Source organism: Myxococcus sp. CA033 (genome assembly GCF_013336625.1).
In the GTDB taxonomy this organism is placed as follows: Bacteria; Myxococcota; Myxococcia; order Myxococcales; family Myxococcaceae; genus Myxococcus; species Myxococcus llanfairpwllgwyngyllgogerychwyrndrobwllllantysiliogogogochensis.
The window spans coordinates 72,961-92,971 of the sequence record NZ_JABUMU010000027.1; the positions used below are offsets into that span (position 1 = coordinate 72,961).

Here is a 20,011-nt window from a genome sequence, read left to right on the forward strand (position 1 = left end):
ACGGGGCGATTACGGGCTGAGGGAGATGCTCCCCGCCCAGTAACCGTAGGAGTACGAGGTCACGCCATTGCGGGTGGTGCCCGCGTAGCCACCCTGGGCCGGCTGGATGGTGACAGTCACCTGTCCGCCGCTGGAGGCAATCACACCCGCGTGCACGGACGCCGTGCAGACATCCGAGTCATCGGTGTAGAGGTCCGTCCCCCAGATCGCCGCTCCGAGGCTCGCCGTCGGGCAGTTGCACCGGATTTGCGTCCCGTTCTGCCCGCGGTAGGACAGGAAGTTGAAGCTGGAGCAGATCGGCGGAGTCTGCGGCACCTGAGCGCCGATGAGGCGGAAGCTCCCCGCCCAGGCGCCGTAGGAGTTCGTGGTGACGCCGTTGCGAGTGGTTCCCACGTAGGTGCTCTGGCCCGGCTGGATTTCGACGACCACCGTCCCACCGCTGGTGGAGATGACACCCGCGTGCACCGCGGCGGTGCAGATATTCGAGTCATCGGTGTAGAGATTCGTTCCCCAGACAGTGCCTGAGGCCCCCGGGGAGCAGGTGCAGCGACCCTGTGCCCCCGTCTGCCCTCGGAAGACCGTGAGGTCGACGTTCGAGCAGTTCGGGAGCTCGCTCGGGCCGTAGAGGGCTTTCAGCGCGGCCTCGTCGGCCTGGGTGAACTCGCCGGTACTGCCGAAGTTGGGGCAGGCGTTCATGACGGACCCGTCCCAAACGGCGGCTTCCGGCGACCCCGGGATGAGGATGGCGCCCACGCCCATATCGCCCTCGTTGTAGCCGCTCGGGCAACTGATGGCGCTGTTGTAGTAGTCCGTGTGGCGCAACCCGATGGCGTGGCCAATCTCGTGGGTGATGGTGTGCTCGTTGATGTCGAGCTCGTAGTTGGCCAGCAAGACAGTCATGTAGATGGTCCCGTGGGGGAGACCGAGCGCAGGGAAGAACGTCCAGCTATGGTCCTCGGTCGTGGTCACCATGTCGATGTTCGCGGAGCAGCCGGTGGTCGGGCCGCGCTCGAAGGTGAACCGCAGACCCAGCGCGTTGTAGTTTTCGATGGCCATGTTGAGCCCCAGCTTCAACTTGGGATGCTCGTTGAACGAGTCCGATGGGTTGAGGCAGATCTTCGTCACTGAGGGGCCGACGACGTTGGTCGTTCTGTAGTGCTCGGCGCTCCCCGGGGGGGCCTGAAGCATCTCTCGGGAGGCCTGGAGCGTCACACGCGTGTCGCCGCCCACGAAAACAGCCTCGTTGATGACCTGGATGTCCTTGGCCGGATAGCCGGCCTCGATGAGGTTGGAGATGATCTCCTCGTTCTCCATTCGCGGCTCCATACCGCCGCAACCGACCAGCAATGCGACACCGGTCACCGCGAGGACTGCTGCCTGCTTGAACATGGATGCTCGTCTCTTTGACTTCGGGGGAATGCGCCGCCCGGCGAGGGCTTCCCGCCGGGGCCGCGCGCCAGGTTTCATAGCGCGCCCCCACCCCAAACCCTCAGCGACAACCTTGGATGCTTAATCCGTCTCAAGTCTCGGGATTCGAGACACCCACGCGAAGTCGGAACTTGCTGCTGAAATGACCCCGCGGGCTGTTGAAGACCGGGGCCTCCCGCCTCGCTGGGCTGAGGCGCTAGAGGCGCATGGGAACGCGGCGGCGTGCTCAGTCCAGGATGAGTGAGTAGGGGCCGTACGTGAAGCGCCCGGACGCAATGTCAGGCCGGACCCGGAGGTGGTGGAGGCCCGATTGGGTGGGAGTGAAGTCCCCCGCGAAGCTCCTGGGCACCTCCGTTCCATCCGGGGCCACCACACTCACCGCCGTCCCGAAGCCGGCGGTGGCCTTCACGCGACGCGGCTGCCCGGCGAGCAGGCTCAGCGAGAACACGTCCACGTCGAACGCGGAGTCCAGCACCGCGGGCAGCAGCAGCGGATAGGTGATGGGCGTCGCATGGACCAGGTCATCCCCATGGTCGTCCGTGCCCAGGTACTCCAGCGTGAGCTGGTAGAGCCCCGCCCTGACGACGACGTAGACCGGAGCCGTTGCGTCGGCGTCCAGGTGGTAGCTGATGGTGGTGCCCTGGGTCGTCTTGAGCGTGCGAAGCGGCCCGGCCGGTGACTCGAGCTTCGGGTCGCATCCGGTGCAGCTCACCCGATAGAGGGCATTGGCCTCCATGGAGAAGGTGAACACGTCCACGTCCGTGCTCACGTAGCACGCGCCAGAGACAGGCAGGCCCGGTTCGAGCGGCGTGGCTGTCGCGGGTGTGTCCCCGTGGTCATCGGGTCCCAGGTCACGGGCCCAGATGGAGAAGGTGCCCGCACGCCCGAACGGCGCGACATCCACCTCCAGGAAGTAGACCGCCTCCTCGGACGACAGGAAGGTGAAGCCACCGGACAGGGTATGGAGCACCGTCCCCTGCGCGTTCTTCAGCCTCACTGCGCCTGCGTTGCCGGTGCCTCCCATCTGCTGAAGGGAGTAGTGGTGCCCGGCACGCACGGAGAAGGAGAAGACATCCACGTCGAGGCGCGTCTCCATGTGTCCCGTGAGCAGGGAGGGAAGCAGCACTTCGGTCGCATCCACGAGGGTGTCCCCGTGGTCGTCTGAGCCCAGGTCTTCCAGGCGACAGGAATAGGGGCCCACGTAGGCCCCGAAGCCCACCTCCACGAAGTACTCGGCGACAGCGGCCGCATCCACCGAGACACGCGTCGGCTGGTTCTCGACGTACGTGTGGACATCCACCATCTGCCCCGTGCCATTCGTGAGCATCAGGTGCGGCCCCACGCTGTACCCAGGGACGACCTCGCAACTGAAGAGGTAGATGTGTCCCACCTGGGTGGTGAAGGAGAAGACATCCCGGTCCAGTCCACCGGAGAGCTGCCCCGTGAAAGGCACGGACGACGGCGTCACCGGAGTGGCGTACTCCCGCGCATCCCCGTGGTCGTCCGTGCCCAGGGTCGCGAACTGGAGCGTATAGGCCGCCTGGACGATGAGGTCCTGCGCGAAGACCGACGTCACCTCCACCCGGTAGATTCCGTCATGCGTCGCATTGAAGGAGACCGTGCCCGTGGGATCCCCCGTGGACGAACCCGTGGGAGAGAGGACCTTCACCTTGCAGGACACGGCCGGGTTCTGGGACGTGCAGGTGACGCCATGGAAGGCCCCGTGCGACAAAGACACGGTGAACACATCCATGTCCGTGCGCAGCTCCATGACGCCCGTGGCCTGGGTGCTCGGGAGCCAAGGCGTGGCCGTTTCCACGGTGTCACCGTGGTCATCCTGCCCCACGTCCTCGAGCACGCAGCTGTAGGAGCCCGACAGCTCCTCATGGACGGCGAACATCCTCAGGTAGGTGGTCTGTGCCGAGTGGGTCTTGAAGTAGAGGCTGCGCCCGGACGAAATCCAGACAGGGACCCAATCCAGACGCCTGCCCGCGGAATCGATGAGCTCGAGCCCCCAACCCACGAGCGGCTCCGGAAAGGTGCAGTGGAAGCGGTAGAAGTGCCGGGCCCCCGACTGGAAGGCGAAGACATCCCGGTCGAGGGAGCTCTCCAGCGTGCCTCCGAAGCTGGCAGAGGAGGCAGGGAGGTGCGTCGCGGTGGCCGGAGTGTCTCCGTGGTCATCGAGCAGCGCGCCTGAAAGGGAGACATTCGCCGGCTGGAAGGACTCCGCCTGCATACCAGGGGCGCCCTCCTCTATTGGCTCGGGGAGTGCTCCACCGCAGCCCAGCGCGAACATCAGAATGGGCAGACGACGCCAGATGGCTCGTAACAGGGGTGTCATGGTCGTTCCTCCAGACAGCAGGTGGGATGGATGGGCCAACGGCGTGGGCCCCTCCTTCCTGAAGGAAGACGCGGCGGAAAGCAAAAACACTGGCACACGGAGCACATGTCAAGCCATGGCAGCTCCATGGGACGTCGGAGCGCCGCGCACCAGGACACACTTGGCTGAGGCGGAGGAGCCGAGGCGGGGCGCGGATGGGGGCCGCCGAACCGTGCGCCACCTCGGAGGAAAGGCCGTCTATTCTCGGTCGCCAAGATAGAGCCAGAGCACTCTTGTCCATCCCCGCACGGGCCGGACAGCATCTCCCAGACTCCTGGGATGGACACGCCCGCCTGGCATGACGACCCTCGCGGGAGATCGGCGATGTGATTGCAATGGCATCCGCAGAAACTGGGGCGTCAGGACCAGTCACTACGAGTTCACCGAAGTCGAGTGCCACGAACGGCGGTAGCGTGGAATGCGGCCGCATTCATTTCCGCGAGGTGCCGCCCCAACCCGTCAGGGCGTCAGGCTCAGGACCGCGATGACACGTGCGTCGCCGACTGGCCGAGATCTGGAGGTCGCTCCAAGGGGAACGTCAGAGGGTCGCGGTACATCGGTGCGGTGTGGCGAGCGCCTGTCACCTGGTTGCAGGTGCCCTCGCCTATCCGGGCGCGCATGACCCCTGTCCGTACAGGGGCTCCGTCGACGCGTGGTCCCTCTTGCTGCTTCTTGGTCCTGTCGTCGTCACCCGAGTCGCGGGAACGGAAAGCGCCGCACGAGCCGTTCGGCCCGCGACATCCCCCCTATGACATTGAAACCCTCCTGGATGAGATGGGCCCTGGTTGTCCTGGGCCTCATGGTGTTCACCCCTGCCTGCAAGGACAACACGCCGAACGACAATGACCCGCCGGACGCCTCGGGCGATCCCGACGCGGGAGGCTCCGATGGTGGCTCCAGCCCCACGGGCGACGGTGGGACTGGAGACGGTGGCTCGCAGCCTTCGGAGAGCCTGGGCTTCATCGACTACGTGTTGCCCGCGTTGGACGCGGAGGCGGTCCCTCGCAACGCGCGGGTCATCGTGGGCTTCACGGAGGCGCTCGACGTCAGCACGGTGAACGAGCATGTCCTCTCGGTGTCGGAGAACGGGGTCTCGCTCCAGGGCACCCTGACTCATGACGCCACCACCCGCACGCTGACCTTCACCCCGGCGCGTCCGTTCACCGCCGACGCGTTGGTGACGGCGGTGGTCTCCTCGCTGCTGCGCTCGGTGACGGGCAAGTCGCTGAGCGTGCCCCATCACTCCATCTTCACGGTGGGGTTGGAGTCGGACTCGTCGCCGCCGAGCGTGACGGCCACGAAGCCCCTCCTCGGAGTGACGGACGTGCCGTCGACCTGGCCGGTGTACGTCCTCACGTTCAACGAGGCCATGGACCCGCGCACCCTCACGGCCGAGTCGCTCCAGTTCGAGCAGTTGCTGGGTCCGAACCCCGCGTCGCCACTCTCCGGGACGTACTCCTATGAAGCCGCGAGCCGGTCGCTGTACTTCCGGGTGAGCCCCCAGCCCGCGCCGGGCGCACGTGTCACGGGCACGCTCTCCACGAAGGCGAAGGACCTGGCGGGCAATCCCCTCGTTCAGCCGTACACGCTCACGTTCGTGGTGGCGTCGTCGAGAGACACCACCTCGCCTCGCGTGCAGGCAACCCTGCCGGAGGCAACCTCGGTGGGAGTCGCCGTGCGCAACGCCCCCATCATCGTCACGTTCAGCGAGCCGCTCCGGCCCGCGAGCATCACGCCGGACCGTCTCTACCTGGAGGAGCTGAACGCGGATGGCACCCAGGTGGTCGGCCTCGTCCCGGGCGCCCTGCGCTACGACGACGCGCGGCTCCAGGGGGTCTTCACTCCTGCCCAGCCCTTGAAGTACCAGACGCGCTACCGGGGACACGCCCGCTTCGTGGAGGATATCGTCGGTAACCGGCTGGTGCCGTTCGAGGGTTTCGGCTTCGTCACGGAGCTGCCCCCCTCCCCTCCACAGGTCCTCGACGCGACGCCTGCTCCGGACACGCGCTTCGTGCCGCTGAGTGGCCCGCTGCGCGTGCGCTTCGACCGGCCGCTGGACCGGGACTCCATCACCCCGGAGACGGTCAGCGTCGCGGGTGTCACGGGGGTGGCCAACTACGAGTCATCGACGAACACGGTGGCGTACCGTCAGTTGTCGCCCTTCGCGCCGGCGACGAACTACACGGTGACCGTGAGGGACGTACGCACGCCGCAGGGGGCGAGCCTCGCTTCGCCCTTCACGTACACCTTCCGCACGGTGGCTCCGGGGGTGAGGGTGAGCGCGGGCAGTCCTGGCCAGCCGGGCCCGGCCGTGTTCGCCACCGGGCCGCTGGGGACGCTGGCCGTGTGGAACGAGAACACGGGCACGGGCGTCCAGGTCCGCGCCTCGCTCAACCGAGGCTCTGGCTTCGGAGCGTCCATCCTGGTGGGCGAGGGGCGCTCGATGAAGGAGTCGCCGCAGGCGGCCGTGTGGGACCAGCGGTTCATCGTGGGGTGGTCGACCCCATCGCCCAACGACGATGCGGTGGCGACCTTCGATGGAACGGCCTTCACCCCGGTGACGCCTGGCATCCGTGGCCACCTCTTCGGCTTCGGCGACAACCTCTATGCCTATGACTCCGTAGCGAAGTCCTTCCGTGTGCGCTCCGGAGCGCAGTGGTTGGAGGTGACCCGGAAGAACCTGGGGACGTCCCCCACCCTCGTCTCCAACGCGGGGGCCGTGATGTTGATATCCGGGCCGGACTCTTTCGAGGACGTCACGACGATTTTCGATGGTGTGCAGTGGGTGCATTCCAGCGTCGTCTCCTCGTCCGTGGAGGAGCAGTACACCCTCGTGGGAGACAGCTTTGGCCGGGCGTGGACCACCTCGGAGGGGACGTGGTTCTCGCTCTTCAATCGGACCACCCGGGCGTGGGGTCCCGCCGAGTTCATCACCTCCAGTCAGGCGCGCAACCTGCGCATCGCCTCGGATGGCAGCACCGTCACGGCGCTCTTCATCCGCTCGGATGAACTCACCGCGTCGGTTCGCGTCAATGGTGAGTGGCAGTCCCTCGTGCGGCTGCCGGACAGCGGGCCTCTGCTCCTCCCCGTGGCGATGGTTTCGTACCAGGGCAACTACGTCGGGTTGTTGTCGGGCAGCTCCTCGGGGCTGCACTCCATCACGCAAGTGGGGGGCTCGTGGACGTCGGTGACGAGGAGTGTTGTCGCGACAGGGATGCACGCGGTGCTCGAGACGCGCGCGGTGGGCAATGAGCTGCTGGTCCTGATGAAGAAGAACGGCCCGACGTCGTCCCTGCATGAAGTCTGGGGGACCGCGCTCACGTCGCAGGGGTGGCAGCCGAGCGTCCAGCTTCGAGGCGCGGAGAGCACTCCCGTGGTGCCGCATCGGGTGGGGGACCAGGTGAGTGTGTCCTATGTGGCGCCGGGGCAGCTCTCCGTGCGTGGCTATCAGGGCGGCGGCCAGTGGGGCGCGGCGAGGCAGATGGTGACGCCGCCGCTCGTCGGTGGCGTGCGGGAGGCGGTGGTCCACTTCGCGCCGGACGGGCAAGGAGCCGCCGCGTGGGAGCAGTTCGATGGGGGCGTGTGGAGCCTCTTCCTCGCGGAGTACGACGGGGAGGTGTGGCACCAGCCCGTGCGTCTGGGGCCCGTGGGCTCCAACGTCCGGGTGGCCGTGGATGGCGACAGGGTGGTCGTCGCATACCTCCAGCCGGCCACCACGGCGGGCAAGGTGGACATCTGGGCGGTGTCCTACGCGGCGGGGGGGATGGGGACGCCGGTCAAGCTGGACAGCGTGACGGGTACGGACCCCGACCTGGTCCTGGTCCACGGAGCCAGTGGCTTCATGGCGGCATGGGGCGAGTGGGAGATTCGCTCGGCGCAGAGCGTGGACGGGACGACGTGGAGCACGCCTCAGCTCGCCGCCGAGCGCACGTCGACGATACTGCGTTGGAGAAACACCCAGTTGATTCCCTCGGGAGCCTCCTTCGCGTTGTCGACGAAGCGGGAGGACCGCGAGCTGAACATCCTGCGCATGCACACCTCGGGCGTCTGGCAGCCGAGGGTGGAGCCGGTGCTGCGGACCGGCATCTACGACATCGTGGCCACGGACAGCGCGGTGATGGTGATGGCGCCCCTCAGCCATGAGTTCCGCTACATGGTGCACAACGGTGTCGCCTGGTCCAACGAGAACACCGTGGCGTCGTCAGGGGACGGCCAGGGCTTGCTGGCCGTGTCCCCGAGCGGGATCCGGATGCACACGGACCTGAGTTGGTGGCGGTGGACTGGAACGGAGTGGTTGAAGGAAGCGACGAACGTCAGCCGCCCCTACCCGTCTGGCAGCCTGCGGTGCGACGCGAAGGGCTGTGGGCTGATGACGGGGCCCGGCTTCGGGGAGTCGACGGACCTGGGCTTGTCCTACGCGTCGGGCACACGCTCGTTCTGGAGCGGCGCCACGCCCCACCAGGGGCCCTTCCCCGTCCAGACCTGGAGCGTGACGTGGGACTTCGCGGGGGGCACCTACCGCGCCACCTGGCGGCAGCCCGTGGAGCCGGGAGTGACGGCGCTGCACGCCAGCACGGAGCTGTGACGCCGGGCGCGCGGGTGTGAGTCCGTGAGGACGGAGCGGGAGCCGAGGCTTCCGCTCCGTCCTCGCGTCATGAAGTGGCCCGTCACACAGCCCCGAGGATTGGGGCGTCGTGCCTACCGGTAGAGGCGGACGTCACAAATCTGGGAGAACTGGGTGATGCCGGGGAAGGTGCCCGACGCGTAGAACCGCACGTAGCGCGTGTTCACCCCTCCGCCCGAGCGCTGGCTGTAATCCCTGATGAGCGTCTGACCGGACGCATACGACAGGGAGCCGCCGTCCTGAATCACCCAACTGCTCCCGTTGAGGCTGAGGCCCATGTACCAGCTCGGCGGATTCGCGCTGCCGAAGAGGACCTCCATCCGCTTGACCAGGTGCACCTGTCCCAGGTCGATGTACGCCGACTGCTCGTTCCCGTTGCTCGTCCACCAGCAGGAGCCCGTGTTGTCATCCGTCACCGTGTAGGCCGCGATGGCGTTGATGGTGGCGTTGCTGGACGTCGCGGGAATCTTCTGCTCGACGGTGGCGTCGACGAAGAAGGGCCCCGCGATGCCGAAGCGGCCCGAGTCGTTCTTGTCCACCACCTTGAGCAGCACGTTCGAGTTGCCCCAGCCGCCCGTGTAGAAGTTCCAGTACCTGTTCGTGTTCGCCACGACGTCCTCGCCCACCTTGGTCCACGTCGCACCGTTGTCTCGCGAAGCGAAGTAGTCGACCGCCACACCCTGCGGATGGGACCAGTGGACGGTGACATTCACGCCATCGTGCGTCGTGGTGCCGACCCAGGGCAGTTCGGCCTCGATGCCATTGGCGATGGTCAGCGTCGTCGCGTTGGAGACGATGGTCTGCTGGTGGGGGTCCACCACCCTCCAAAGCGAGGTCGTCGGCAGCGTGGCGGAGTCGATGGGGTAGTAATAGTTGTTGGTGATGGTCCCGACGGTCTTCCAGTCAGGCGACAAGGGGTTGGTCGCGCGCTGGAGGATGAGGCTGTTACCACCGCCGTTGATGAACAGCATGGGCACGAGCTGCCGGTTGATCACCGGGTGCTCGAAGGAGACGGTCGGCTTGCTGACGGGATTGGTGACCCAGATGGGGGCCATGACGACTTCGGAGTTGCCCCAGTTCTGGGTGAGCGTGACGACGTAGATGGACTCGTAGGGCGTCAGCGAGAACGCCTCGCGCACATTGATGAGGTTCGGGTCGGAGTAGGTGATTTCCTTGAGGGGCGCGCCGGGCTGGAAGGGGTTCCAGACCTGGAGCTTCGTCCACTCGTTGCCACCATACCCGGTGCCGTCCTTGGTCGTGCCCCACACGGTGAAGTCCAGCCTCCGCTCGTTGGCGGCGCGCTCGAACTCGGAGCCCATGGGGCGCCCGTTGACCATGAAGAAGCCGGAGGCGGGCGCGAGCCCGGTGCGAAACACCGAGCGGTTGCGCAGCGCGGTCAGGAAGTTGTTGTAGTTGAACGGCGTGCCGGGTGGCAGCACGACACCGCCGCGCCCCTGGGCGAAGTCATCGCCGTAGAGCTTCTCCCGGGGCACGCCGGGCTCGTCGATGAAGGGCCTGACGAAGGAGCCGTCGGGATTCCGGTCCAGGTACTCATGCGCCAGCAGCTCGCGGGTGGTGGCGTGCGCGTCCGAGTTGGAGACCGGGGCGACGCGGAAGCCTCGACGCAGCAGCTCGAAGTACCTGGGGAGCCCGTTGAACTCGGTGAGTTCGATGGCGTCACGAACGTTGCGGCGGCGGTCCGGCTCGGTGGGCAGCGTGAACCAGACGTTGTCGCTGGGGTGGTTCAACTGGACGTGGGTGCTGAGCAGCGGATTGGTCGAGTAGTTGTTGAGGATTTCGTGATGCATGTCCCAGACATCGTCCGAGTGGACGTGGACGTGCCGGTTGAAGCTGTTGAAGTGGTGGTCATGGGAGGGGCCGGTGCCGTCGTCGGGACCGACGTGGCTCTCCACGCCCGTGAGGATGAGCAGCTCGGGCTGACCGTTCGCATCCAGCTCCGGGCTCAGCTGGGAGATGGGGTCATCACCGTCATAGCCGTCGTCCCAGGACGAGGTGTGGTTGCTGGTACCGAAGAAGTCATAGCCATGGCGGAACGCGGACTGGAGTACCTCGCTCCGCAGAATCTGGGGCGTGAAGTCGAGCTCCGTGTCCTCGTTCTCCGAATGGCCTCGGGGGTGGCTGTGCAGGTCGCCGAGGAAGACCTGCCAGCCCCCGCCGCCAAGCTCCTGAGCGATACGATTGCGATACTTGCTCTCCCGTTCCGCGGGGAGCGGAATGCGGTCCGAGGCGACCACGTTCGTCACCTCCCCCGCGAGGGAGGGACCCGCCACCAGGGCAGCCGTCAACAACAGCCAGGGGCTGCGACTTCCACGTCGAGACATGGGATTTCCTCTGAAAGAGCCCCGTGAGCGGGGTGTTTTTTCAAGAGGCATTACGGAGGCATGACGGGAAGCTGGTCGTTCGGACCGCGAGCGAAGGTGCTGGTTGAATGCGGGAGGACCCGTGGCGCACCCGAGTCCCAGGGGGCTTCCACCCCACCTCGGAGCCCCCAGAAGGATTGAAGGCTCAACAGCGTGGAGTCACCGGGGCTGACGGGGCTATCGCGGATTTGTTCCAGCGCCCCGAAACGCAGTAGAAACATCGTCTTTGGGCCGGAAAGCAGTGGCGGGGAAGCCGACATGAGTGACGCAGTGTCTCGAGAAAAGAAGAGTCCAACCGCCGTGACGTACCTGCGCGTCCCGTTGTTGCTGATGACGGCGATGCTGACCATGGGCAGTGGCATGGGCAATCCGGGGTGCGGCAGTGGCGACGACAAGGACGACGACGACATCGGGCCCGAACGCTGTGAATCAGGCTGCGCCATCAGCGGCGACTATGTGTTCCGCTTCCAGGACCCCACGCCGTTGAGCGCCGACTGCGGCCTGCTGGGGGTGTCGCTGCCGGAGGGCGAGCGGGTCGTCGTGGTCCAGAAGGGCAGCGAGGTGGACATCACCGCGACGCTGGGAGAGCTCCAGCTCACGGGCTCGCATTACGGGAGCACCACCAAACACATCGTGCTGAGGGCCATTGTGCAGCTCCAGCGCCGCGAGGGACCTCCCACCGAGTTGCTCTACCTCATCGAAGGCCAGTTCGCGGAGGGCCCCGAGAGTGTCGACGCGCCGGCCTCTTTCTCCGGGACGTTCAATGCCAACCATGTGAACACGGTGGCGGGCGACCCGGAGTGCCGCGTGGTGCGTCGCTTCACGGCGACGCGCTGACCTGAGTCGAAAAGGTCGCGTCGCTGTCCTCGGTGGGCGGCGACGCGGCCTGGTCGTAGGTCAGTAGCGGGGCGGCGCGCTACCAGCGGTGCTCCCACTTCTGGTTGTCACCTCCGTGGCATTCCCACAAGAACGGCAGCGTCCCGTCGGACGTGCTCCAGGGGTTGTCGAGGCACAGCCCGCCCGGCCCCCGAATCTCCCCTCGCAGATGGAACTTCTGCGCGGATGAGCCATTGCAGTCCCAGAGCCGGAAGGGGGTGCGGTTGGTCGTATTCCCATCGGCGAGGTCCAGACACTTCCCGCCGAGGCCGCGAATCTCCCCGCCCTGGTTGAACGTCCACCGCTGGTTCGCGCCGCCATGGCAGGCATAGGCCCACACCGGCGTGCCATTCGCGGTGCTCCACGGCACATCCAGACACCGGCCATCCGGCGCGCGGATGAGGCCTGAATCCGTCACCGTCCACTTCTGGTTGGGGCCCCCCCAGCAGTCGAAGAGCCAGGTCCCCGAGCCGTCATACGCATAGGGGACGTCAACGCACTTGCCGGAGATGTGACGAAGCTCCACGTTCTCCATCCGCCACTGCTGATTTCCAGTCGCCCAGCAGTCGAAGAGCCAGGTCGTGGTACCGGCTGTCGCAAAGGGCGCGTCCAGACACTTGCCCGCGTTGCCGACAAAGGCCAGGGCTTCCCGCCGGAACGTCTGCGCCGAGGAGCCGTTGCACGAGTGGAGCTGGAACGGAGTGCGGTTCGCGGTGCCGCCCCCCTGCGCGTCCAGGCACTTGCCGCCCCACGCCTTCAGCTCCCCGGTGGGCCGGTGCGCCCGCCAGAGCCACCCGAGCGAGGTGTGGTCCAGAAAGATGCCCTGGTTGTGGATGCCATTGTTCGAGTGGTTCACGCCGACGACCTGCAGTGAGTCGTCTTCGATCACCGCGGCACCGCTGCTTCCAGACTCCGTGTCGCAGGAGTGGAGGAAACCGGCGGCGAGAGGGGGGATGTAGCAAGTCTGCGACCACTCGAGGTCCCTGCCCTGGGGGTGACTGAAGATCGTCCCAGAGGAGCCCACCGGATTGTTGATACCGCCCGCGTTGGACTGGAATCCCACCGCCGCGGGGGGCGGCGGGCTCACCTCGAAGAAGGCGTAATCCCAGGCGCCCGAGTTCTGCATCGCCAGGATGCGGGTACAACTCGAGACCAGATAGGGGCCGGTCCCCGCGCGCTTTCCCCAGGAGACGGTCGTGTCCGCGGGACACGCGAGGTTCGACTGTCCGCCGGAGCCCGCCGCGAAACAGTGGCCCGCGGTCATCACCACGCCGTTGCCCAGGTGGGTCGCGGTACAGAAGCCCGCAGTGCCGATCTTCAGCAGGCCGAAGGCATCCAGCAGCGGGCGGTACCTCGCCGGGATGTTCGAGCCATCCGCCGCCACGGGGATGAGGTCATTGCCGCCAACGATGAGGCCTTCCCTCTGTGACTGCAGGGGTGTGTCCTCCATGGGCACACCTTCCATGACCTCGAGCTCCGTGCCACAACCCACCAGCAGCAAGGCCATCACTCCCGCCATTCGACGCAACATGCACATCCCCCCATTCCTCGTAGCGCTGCCTTGAAAATGGCCGGAGCGCCGAGGTCTCGTGCTGTCAGGAACGTGCACCGTCCAGATCCTTGGCTCCCGCGCGGGCGGACGCCGCTGAGTCGTCAGCCACCCTCCGCCTCATCCTCCTGACGCATTCGCGGTCCTCGTTCGATACATGGGAGAGAGCGCGTATGAGAAGGATTTCGCGCCGGAGTGCGCGACGTGCGGACACAGAGGAGCGCCGCACGTACGTGTGAGGCGCTCCCAACCCTGGCAGCTCGCTGTCAGTGCAGGCACTCGCTACAGGAGCCAGACAGCTTGGTATTGGCGATGAAGGAGGTGTAGTCCGCTTGCGACGTGACCACCGCGGAGCCGAAGTCAGCGTAGACCGCCCAGGTGGATGGAGTGGCCGCGGCGGCCTCGAAGGTTCCGCGATAGTAGCCCACGTCATTGTTCGTCTTGATGAAGCTCCACCCGTAATTGCGATTCCATGGGCGGCAGCTCGCATGCGTCACCATGTAGCCCGCCGTGGGAGCACCGCCACGCCCCTTCCACAGGTAGCACGCGTTCGCGGGCACCTGCGACGAGGCGGCTTGAGCGGGCGGCGTCTGCGCACCAGCACCAGTCATCAGCAGACAGCTCCCCAATGAGAAAAACGTCACGAATCCGCGCATGCTTGGGTCATCTCCGGCAGGGCCCATGAAAGTGGGGCCAGAGGCGACACAGCAAGCATCATGCCCAAGCGCGATGGGGCCCCGTGCAGGCACGACAGGTGCGCCCAAGGCCCGCTCGCCCCTCATTGACATGTCAAACGGGAGCGGATGACGCGTCAAAGGCGCATCTCCCGGGGAGAGGTCTTGCGCTCCTCGAGCGCCGCGGCGAGGTAGCGCTGGAAGTCGACCTCGCCTCGGGCGCATGCGACCTGGTGCTCGATGGGACCAGGTCAGGCGCGGGCCGGGACGAGGGCGGCGCGCCGCCGAGGCAGCTCACCCGCCTGTCCTGGAGAGGCCCTCCGTGGCGCCCGGTGGACGTGCGCCGACGACGGCGGGGCGGCCCGCGAGCAGGAGGCCCAGGATCGCGGCCGCGCCCGCTGCATGGATTCCCCCGACCCAGGCTGGCGGCATCAACGTCGCGCCCGCACCCACGAGGAAGGCCAGGGTCGCGAGGGCCGCCGACAGGCGCCAGGCCCAGAGTCTGCGGCGGAACAGGAACCCAGCCGCGACGGCGACCACGACTCCGTGGGCCAGCAGCGCCGTGGACAGCAGCGCGGACATCTCGGCGGCCATGAGTCCCGCGAGCAGCAGGTAGGGAACCACCAGTGCCTGCATGATGGCCGCACCGGTGATGAAACCGCCTCCGCGCTGGGAGGCCTGGAGGGGCGATTCACTCGCGACCGTTTCGCTCATGGGGCCGCAATGTAGCTCGACCGCCTTACCCATGGAGTGCGCGCTCACGATAGGGTCCGGCACGCCTGGGAACGTGCTCGAGGACTGGAGATGGGGAGCGGTCATCATCGCCATCCCTCTCCCCTGCTTCCGAGCCCGTGCCTGTCAGACATCCCGGGTAGGATGCCCTCCACACCCCATGAAACCCGCTGAGAAAGCCGTCCTCCTCCTCGAGCGCCTGCGTGAGAAGCACCCCGACGCACGCTACGAGCTCAACTGGTCCACGCCGTTCGAGCTGCTCGTCGCCACCATCCTCGCCGCGCAGTGTGTAACGGACCGGGGTCGCGGACTGCGCAGTCTCGGACACCCCACGGTGGCGCCGTGGGGCCCGCACGATGTCCAGGGAAACTAGCGTGTGCCAGCGGATGGGGCCATTGGCGACGTCCGCCACGAGGTTCAGGCCCAGCGCATCCCGGCAGAAGGTCAGCTCACGTTTGGGGTTGTCATGGGGCCCTGCCAGCCGTCCGCGCAGTCTAATTTTGTTCTAAAAATAGACGGACGCGGATGAAAACTGGTCATTGTCACTTCTTGTCACTACGAGGCTTTGTTCGAGAGCCACGCACTGGAATGGTAGAAGCAGGCTTGCTGGATGATGGGCAAGTGCCAGCATCCATGCGCTCCTCGCAAGTGACATAACTACAGAAGATATTGAGAGGGTGCCGTTCGGATGGTGGGAGCTTCTGCACGATCCCCAGGCATCGATGGAGCAATGAACCGGAGCCGCTCTCTCCGTCCGCGTCCTGTGGCAGCCGCGCCTTGGCCTCAATGGCGCGGTGGTAATGGTCAATAGCGCCGTAGTTGTCGCCCAGTTGGTCGGCGAGTTCGGCTCGGGAAACAAGACACAGGAGTTCGTCAGGCGCCTGAGTGAGGGCAGTGTCCAGCATGCTGGCTGCCGTCGTAAGCTGGCCAAGGGACTTGTGGTACTCCGAAAAGACATACCCCTTCTGACACGTCTGAGTATCACTCGGAGTCGTCGGCGCCTCCTTGAGTTCGAACTCGAGTTGCGAACTCGCCACCCCCTTCCAGCTCGCGTCATTCGTGCCATTTCGACTGTCCAAAAAGACCTGCATCGTGTAGCGCCCGGCCGCCGGCGTGGCAGTGGCCTCGGGCGATAGCACGACGGTCAACTCCCCCCGCTGCTCCGTATCCAAAGTGAGGGACGGGCCTACGGTTGTGATCAATCGATAAGGCCATTGTTGGATCTCGCCCTGTGAGTTCCGAACAACGAGCTTTACGAGAGCCGTCCATCTCCCGCTGGGGACAGAAACGGATATGGGCTGGACCGTTTCGCCCTTCGCTGCCGCGAGTGCCGCTTTCGGGTGGGCAACAGAAATCTCGGTGACGATGGGCCAACCCCGATACGTTCCTCCTTCACCTCCTGCGACAAGCCCCAGATCGACATCGGGTCCCTCCGCCCCAGGCGACTGTGCGAAGACTGCTCCTGGCAGCACAAGCGCCAGGGCAGAGCACCACACTGAAAGCATGCGATATTTTTTCGTCATGACCATCACCGGGGTTGAGCAGGGACCGCATCGTTGACGAGAATTTGATGAACGCAGCTACCGCGCCCTGCACTTGCATTCCCGTGGCGCGACGGCTGAGCAGGAATTCCAGTTTTATTGAATGTCTTTCCAAGGCCGTCCGTGCAAAGCACCCCACCCGGGGTTTCGCTTGGAGAAATCCAGTATCGGACATCTAGTTGACCAGGCCGCACGACGACATTCGCATCATTGTATCGAAGAATACAGCTCTCGTCACCGCTATGTTGCTTTCCGGGAGGGAGCGACGCCTTGACAGGCGTGCTTCTCTGCGGACCAGGAACCCTATTGGCGTTGTCGTGAAGGACGGCTTTGGTGGTCTCATCTATGAGTTGTCGGATAACAACAGGATTCCTTGTCCCGGCGTTGTCATCCGCCTCCACGAGGCTGCCATCGGACTTGAAGACCAAATACCGGATGACTTCGCCCCCCTCTCCATGATGGTAGACATTGAGAGAATGCCCAAGCTCGTGAGCAACATCACGAATCAACTGTTGCTGACTGAGCTGCTTGAGCGCCTGCTCGGCAATCTCGATCCTGGAGAAAACCTTGGGTGTTCTCAGGGCGTTCGTATTCGAACGCCTTGCGTGAGAGTTGCCATCCGGCGTCCTCACTGCAGTCAGAACAACCAGATGCTGATCAACCCTGTGATTCACATTGTCGTGGTTGAAATTAACAACCCGGCGATTGAGAGAGAAATCAGTTCCGCTCTGGGGTGGCTCGAACTCGCCACGATCCAAATGATGGACGGTCAGGCCAGATGCAGCTTCGAACAGGGCGACGCCCTTCTTGGCAACAGCGCTAGCCGGGGAAACACCCATGCTTGTTGGGTCGACATGAACAAAGAAATCCTTCTTGCTTGGGTTTCCTTCCACGTGCTTCCCCTGCTCCCAGAAACCTCGATACTCCTCATAGAGTGTCAAACCATCGCCATTGTTTCCATCACCAGCAGGCACAGATTCATTGTCATCGGAATCACCTTGCCCGCCGGTGCCTGTTCTGTTCCTCCAAGATATTGCGATGTTCGAATTGGGAGCACGCTGAGGAATGCGCAGCTCCGTTTCATCTGCAGCAGAAAGGACGGCAACAACAGCGGTTCCGTCTTCCATTATCGCTCCTGCCTCGATCTTGCCATAGGCACCCCAGTCACGAGCGAGCACTTCGACTGTGGCCGTCTGGTGCTGGCCATCCGGAGTCGTTCCAATTTGGAGGTCGCCCATCTGAGAGAGAGCCAGGACCGTTCCAGGAGCTTGGTTCATGACAAGGTCGAAGTCACTGTTCGCCTGCCCAGGCAGTGGCGAGTTGCCTGCGATGCCAGGTACTCTCGATGACGTCAGACGAAAACTGATGGTCTTGGCCTTCTTGCTAGGTGCCCCACCAAGTGGGCCTTGAAGATGGCGCTTGCTCCCGGTTGCACGAGCGGCGGCGCGCTCAACATAGGGCGACTCCCAGGTGCAGTGAATGTAGTGATGCTGCTGTCTAACGGTGGGATGCCAGAAACATCGGGAGTGAGTCCAGCGATGCTCGCCATGGGACGCCAAGTCCCATAATCACAACCGGACGTGCGCGCCCCGTGGGGTGCACACTCACGGGAGGGCCCTGCACACCTCGGAACGTGCCCGAAGGACTGGAGATGAGGAGCGGCCATGGCCCTCCCCCCGTAACTGCTTGCCCTCCCTCAATCTGGGCATGCACCCGCCACCGCGCCGCCACTTCCGAGCCCGTGCCTGTCAGACATCCCGGGTAGGATGCCCTCCACACCCCATGAAACCCGCTGAGAAAGCCGCCCTCCTCCTCGAGCGCCTGCGTGAGAAGCACCCCGACGCACGCTACGAGCTCAACTGGTCCACGCCGTTCGAGCTGCTCGTCGCCACCATCCTCGCCGCGCAGTGCACCGACGAGCGCGTCAACCGCGTCACCGCCACCGTGTTCCCCAAATACCCGGGCCCCCAGGCCTTCGCGGACGCCGACACCGCGGAGCTGGAGGAAGACCTCAAGCCCACCGGGTTCTTCAAGCAGAAGACCAAATCCGTCCAGGCCATGAGCCGCGCGCTGATCGCGGACTTCGGCGGAGAGGTCCCCCGCACTGTCGCGGAGCTGGTGACGCTGCCCGGCGTGGCGCGCAAGACGGCCAACGTGGTCCTCAACACCGCCTTCAACCTGGCCTCCGGCATCATCGTCGACACGCACGTCGCCCGCGTCAGCCAGCGTCTGGGCCTGACGAAGCACGAAAAGCCGGAGGCGATTGAAGAGGACCTGATGAAGCTGGTGCCCCAGGACGCGTGGACCTTCTTCGGCCCCGCCACCGTCCTGCACGGCCGCTACACCTGCACCGCCAAGAAGCCGAAGTGCGACGAGTGCATCGTGAAGGACATCTGCCCACGCATCGGCGTGTAGACCCACCCGACTCGCTCGAAGCGCGCGCAATTCACCGCTGCCGTGGAATACCGGCAATAAAGCTCAGGTTCAGGCGTTCTTTCCGAACACATGACCTCTGCTCCTTCCGCGGTGACCACCGCCGAGGCCCGCCCGGTCGATTCGGGCGAGCGCCTGGTGTTGCTCGACACGCTGCGCGGCTTCGCGCTGTGCGGCGTGTTCATCTCCAATACGTTTATGTGGTTCAGCGGCCGGGCCTTCATGCCCCGGGAGCAACTCGAGTCCCTGTTCGCAAATGGGACGATGCTCGACAAGGTGCTCCTGCCCGTGGTGACGACGCTGGTGAGCGGGCGGTTCATCACCATCTTCTCGTTCCTCTTCGGACTGGGCTTCGCGGTGCAGATGGGCCGAGCGGAGGCGCGGGGCTCGCCCGTCACGCGCCTCTATGTGCGCCGGCTCGGGGTGATGCTCCTGCTGGGGCTCACGCACCTGACGCTCATCTGGTACGGAGATATCCTCAGCAACTACGCGCTGCTGGGCTTCTGGCTGCTGTTGTTCCGGCGCCGGGAGGACCGGACGATTCTCAAGGTCGCCGCGGTGCTGCTCTTCGCGTGGCCCATCGTGAGCGCGGTCATCTTCAAGCTGCCGCAGTTGATGGCCGCCACGCCGGAGGCCGCCGCCGCGCTGGCGAAGCTGGAGACGGAGCGCTCCGCGGCCCTGAAGGCGGACACCCTGTCGGTGTTCCAGAACGGGAACTGGTGGGCCGTGGTGAAGGGCGGCCTGTCGTTCTACCGGCGCGAGTTCCTGCTCATCATGTGCGTCAACTCGCTGGCGCTGCTGGGCCGCTTCCTCCTGGGCTTCTATGCGGGCCGCAAGCGCCTGTTCCATGACGCGCCCCAGCACGTGGCCTTCTTCCGCCGCCTGTTCTTCTGGTCGCTGGGACTGGGCGTGCTGGGCAGCAGCGTGGGCGTGGTGACGCAGCAGCTCGTGCTGCGCAAGATCATCAATCCGGAGACGCTGCCCGTGTGGCTGCCCATGGTGCTGGCCCCGGTGCGCGCCATGGGTGAGGTGGGCATCGCCGCGACGTACGTGTCGGGCATCACCCTGCTCTTCCAGCGCGCGACGGGGCAGAAAATCCTGTCCGTGCTCGCGCCGGTGGGCCGCATGGCGCTGACCAACTACCTGAGCCAGTCCGTCGTCAGCATCCTCGTGTTCTACGGCTACGGCCTGGGGCTCGTCGGCAAGCTGACGCCCAGCATGAGCATCGTGTACTGCCTGGGGGTCTTCACCGTTCAAATCGTGTGGAGCCACCTGTGGCTCGCGCGCTTCCGCTTCGGGCCCATGGAGTGGGTGTGGCGCTCCCTGACGTACGGCAAGCTCCAGCCCATGCGCCGGAGCACCGAGGCGGCCGGCGCGGCGGTGGCCACGTAGG

The 20,011-nt window shown here is 65.5% G+C and carries 13 protein-coding genes and 1 pseudogene; 6 read left to right on the forward strand and 8 right to left on the reverse strand.

All coding sequences use genetic code 11. The features are described 5' to 3' along the window. Positions 1-9 precede the first annotated feature (9 nt). Positions 10-1,389 carry a M57 family metalloprotease gene (locus tag HUA78_RS47880; protein WP_174478503.1) on the reverse strand — a complete coding sequence of 460 codons (1,380 nt, stop codon included), beginning with the start codon at positions 1,387-1,389 and terminating at the stop codon, positions 10-12. Positions 1,390-1,654: 265 nt separating this feature from the next. Next, the gene (locus HUA78_RS38855) at positions 1,655-3,769 is read right to left on the reverse strand and encodes a hypothetical protein (RefSeq protein ID WP_174478504.1); all 2,115 of its coding nucleotides are present in this window, start codon (positions 3,767-3,769) and stop codon (positions 1,655-1,657) included. 337 nt (positions 3,770-4,106) lie between these two features. Between HUA78_RS38855 and HUA78_RS47885 the strand changes: the two genes are divergently transcribed. Together HUA78_RS47885 and HUA78_RS38860 are read left to right on the forward strand one after the other, a co-directional pair. Then, positions 4,107-4,220 carry a DUF6289 family protein gene (locus HUA78_RS47885; RefSeq protein WP_371745768.1) on the forward strand — a complete coding sequence of 38 codons (114 nt, stop codon included), beginning with the start codon at positions 4,107-4,109 and terminating at the stop codon, positions 4,218-4,220. Between the two features lie 357 nt (positions 4,221-4,577). Then, positions 4,578-8,393 (forward strand): Ig-like domain-containing protein, encoded by a 3,816-nt coding sequence (locus HUA78_RS38860; RefSeq protein ID WP_174478505.1) that lies wholly within the window; start codon positions 4,578-4,580, stop codon positions 8,391-8,393. 113 nt (positions 8,394-8,506) lie between these two features. Here HUA78_RS38860 and HUA78_RS38865 read toward each other — a convergent pair whose 3' ends face one another. Further along, complete coding sequence (locus HUA78_RS38865) at positions 8,507-10,774, reverse strand: hypothetical protein (protein WP_174478506.1); 2,268 nt, start codon at positions 10,772-10,774, stop codon at positions 8,507-8,509. A 297-nt stretch (positions 10,775-11,071) separates the two neighbouring features. On the opposite strand from HUA78_RS38865, the gene HUA78_RS38870 reads away from it, so the two are divergent. After that, entirely contained in the window at positions 11,072-11,650 is a 579-nt protein-coding gene (locus HUA78_RS38870) for a hypothetical protein (RefSeq protein WP_174458922.1), read from the forward strand. 79 nt (positions 11,651-11,729) lie between these two features. Here HUA78_RS38870 and HUA78_RS38875 read toward each other — a convergent pair whose 3' ends face one another. The 3 genes from HUA78_RS38875 to HUA78_RS38885 form a co-directional block, all read right to left on the reverse strand. Next, positions 11,730-13,220 (reverse strand): ricin-type beta-trefoil lectin domain protein, encoded by a 1,491-nt coding sequence (locus HUA78_RS38875; RefSeq protein ID WP_174458921.1) that lies wholly within the window; start codon positions 13,218-13,220, stop codon positions 11,730-11,732. 284 nt (positions 13,221-13,504) lie between these two features. After that, positions 13,505-13,849: a hypothetical protein gene (locus HUA78_RS38880; RefSeq protein ID WP_174458920.1), complete on the reverse strand. Its 345-nt coding sequence runs from the start codon at positions 13,847-13,849 to the stop codon at positions 13,505-13,507. Between the two features lie 357 nt (positions 13,850-14,206). Next, complete coding sequence (locus HUA78_RS38885; protein WP_174458919.1) at positions 14,207-14,626, reverse strand: hypothetical protein; 420 nt, start codon at positions 14,624-14,626, stop codon at positions 14,207-14,209. 178 nt (positions 14,627-14,804) lie between these two features. On the opposite strand from HUA78_RS38885, the pseudogene HUA78_RS38890 reads away from it, so the two are divergent. Further along, positions 14,805-14,945 (forward strand): annotated as a pseudogene (locus HUA78_RS38890) (endonuclease III); the annotation flags it as partial. Between the two features lie 241 nt (positions 14,946-15,186). Here HUA78_RS38890 and HUA78_RS38895 read toward each other — a convergent pair. Next, positions 15,187-16,167, reverse strand: coding sequence for a hypothetical protein (locus tag HUA78_RS38895; RefSeq protein ID WP_174478507.1), 981 nt, complete (start codon positions 16,165-16,167; stop codon positions 15,187-15,189). 5 nt (positions 16,168-16,172) lie between these two features. Further along, complete coding sequence (locus HUA78_RS38900; protein ID WP_174478508.1) at positions 16,173-17,462, reverse strand: hypothetical protein; 1,290 nt, start codon at positions 17,460-17,462, stop codon at positions 16,173-16,175. A 505-nt stretch (positions 17,463-17,967) separates the two neighbouring features. On the opposite strand from HUA78_RS38900, the gene nth reads away from it, so the two are divergent. After that, positions 17,968-18,600, forward strand: coding sequence for an endonuclease III (gene nth / locus HUA78_RS38905; protein WP_174458916.1), 633 nt, complete (start codon positions 17,968-17,970; stop codon positions 18,598-18,600). A gap of 90 nt (positions 18,601-18,690) precedes the next feature. Further along, positions 18,691-20,010 (forward strand): DUF418 domain-containing protein, encoded by a 1,320-nt coding sequence (locus HUA78_RS38910; RefSeq protein ID WP_174478509.1) that lies wholly within the window; start codon positions 18,691-18,693, stop codon positions 20,008-20,010. Position 20,011 lies beyond the last annotated feature (1 nt).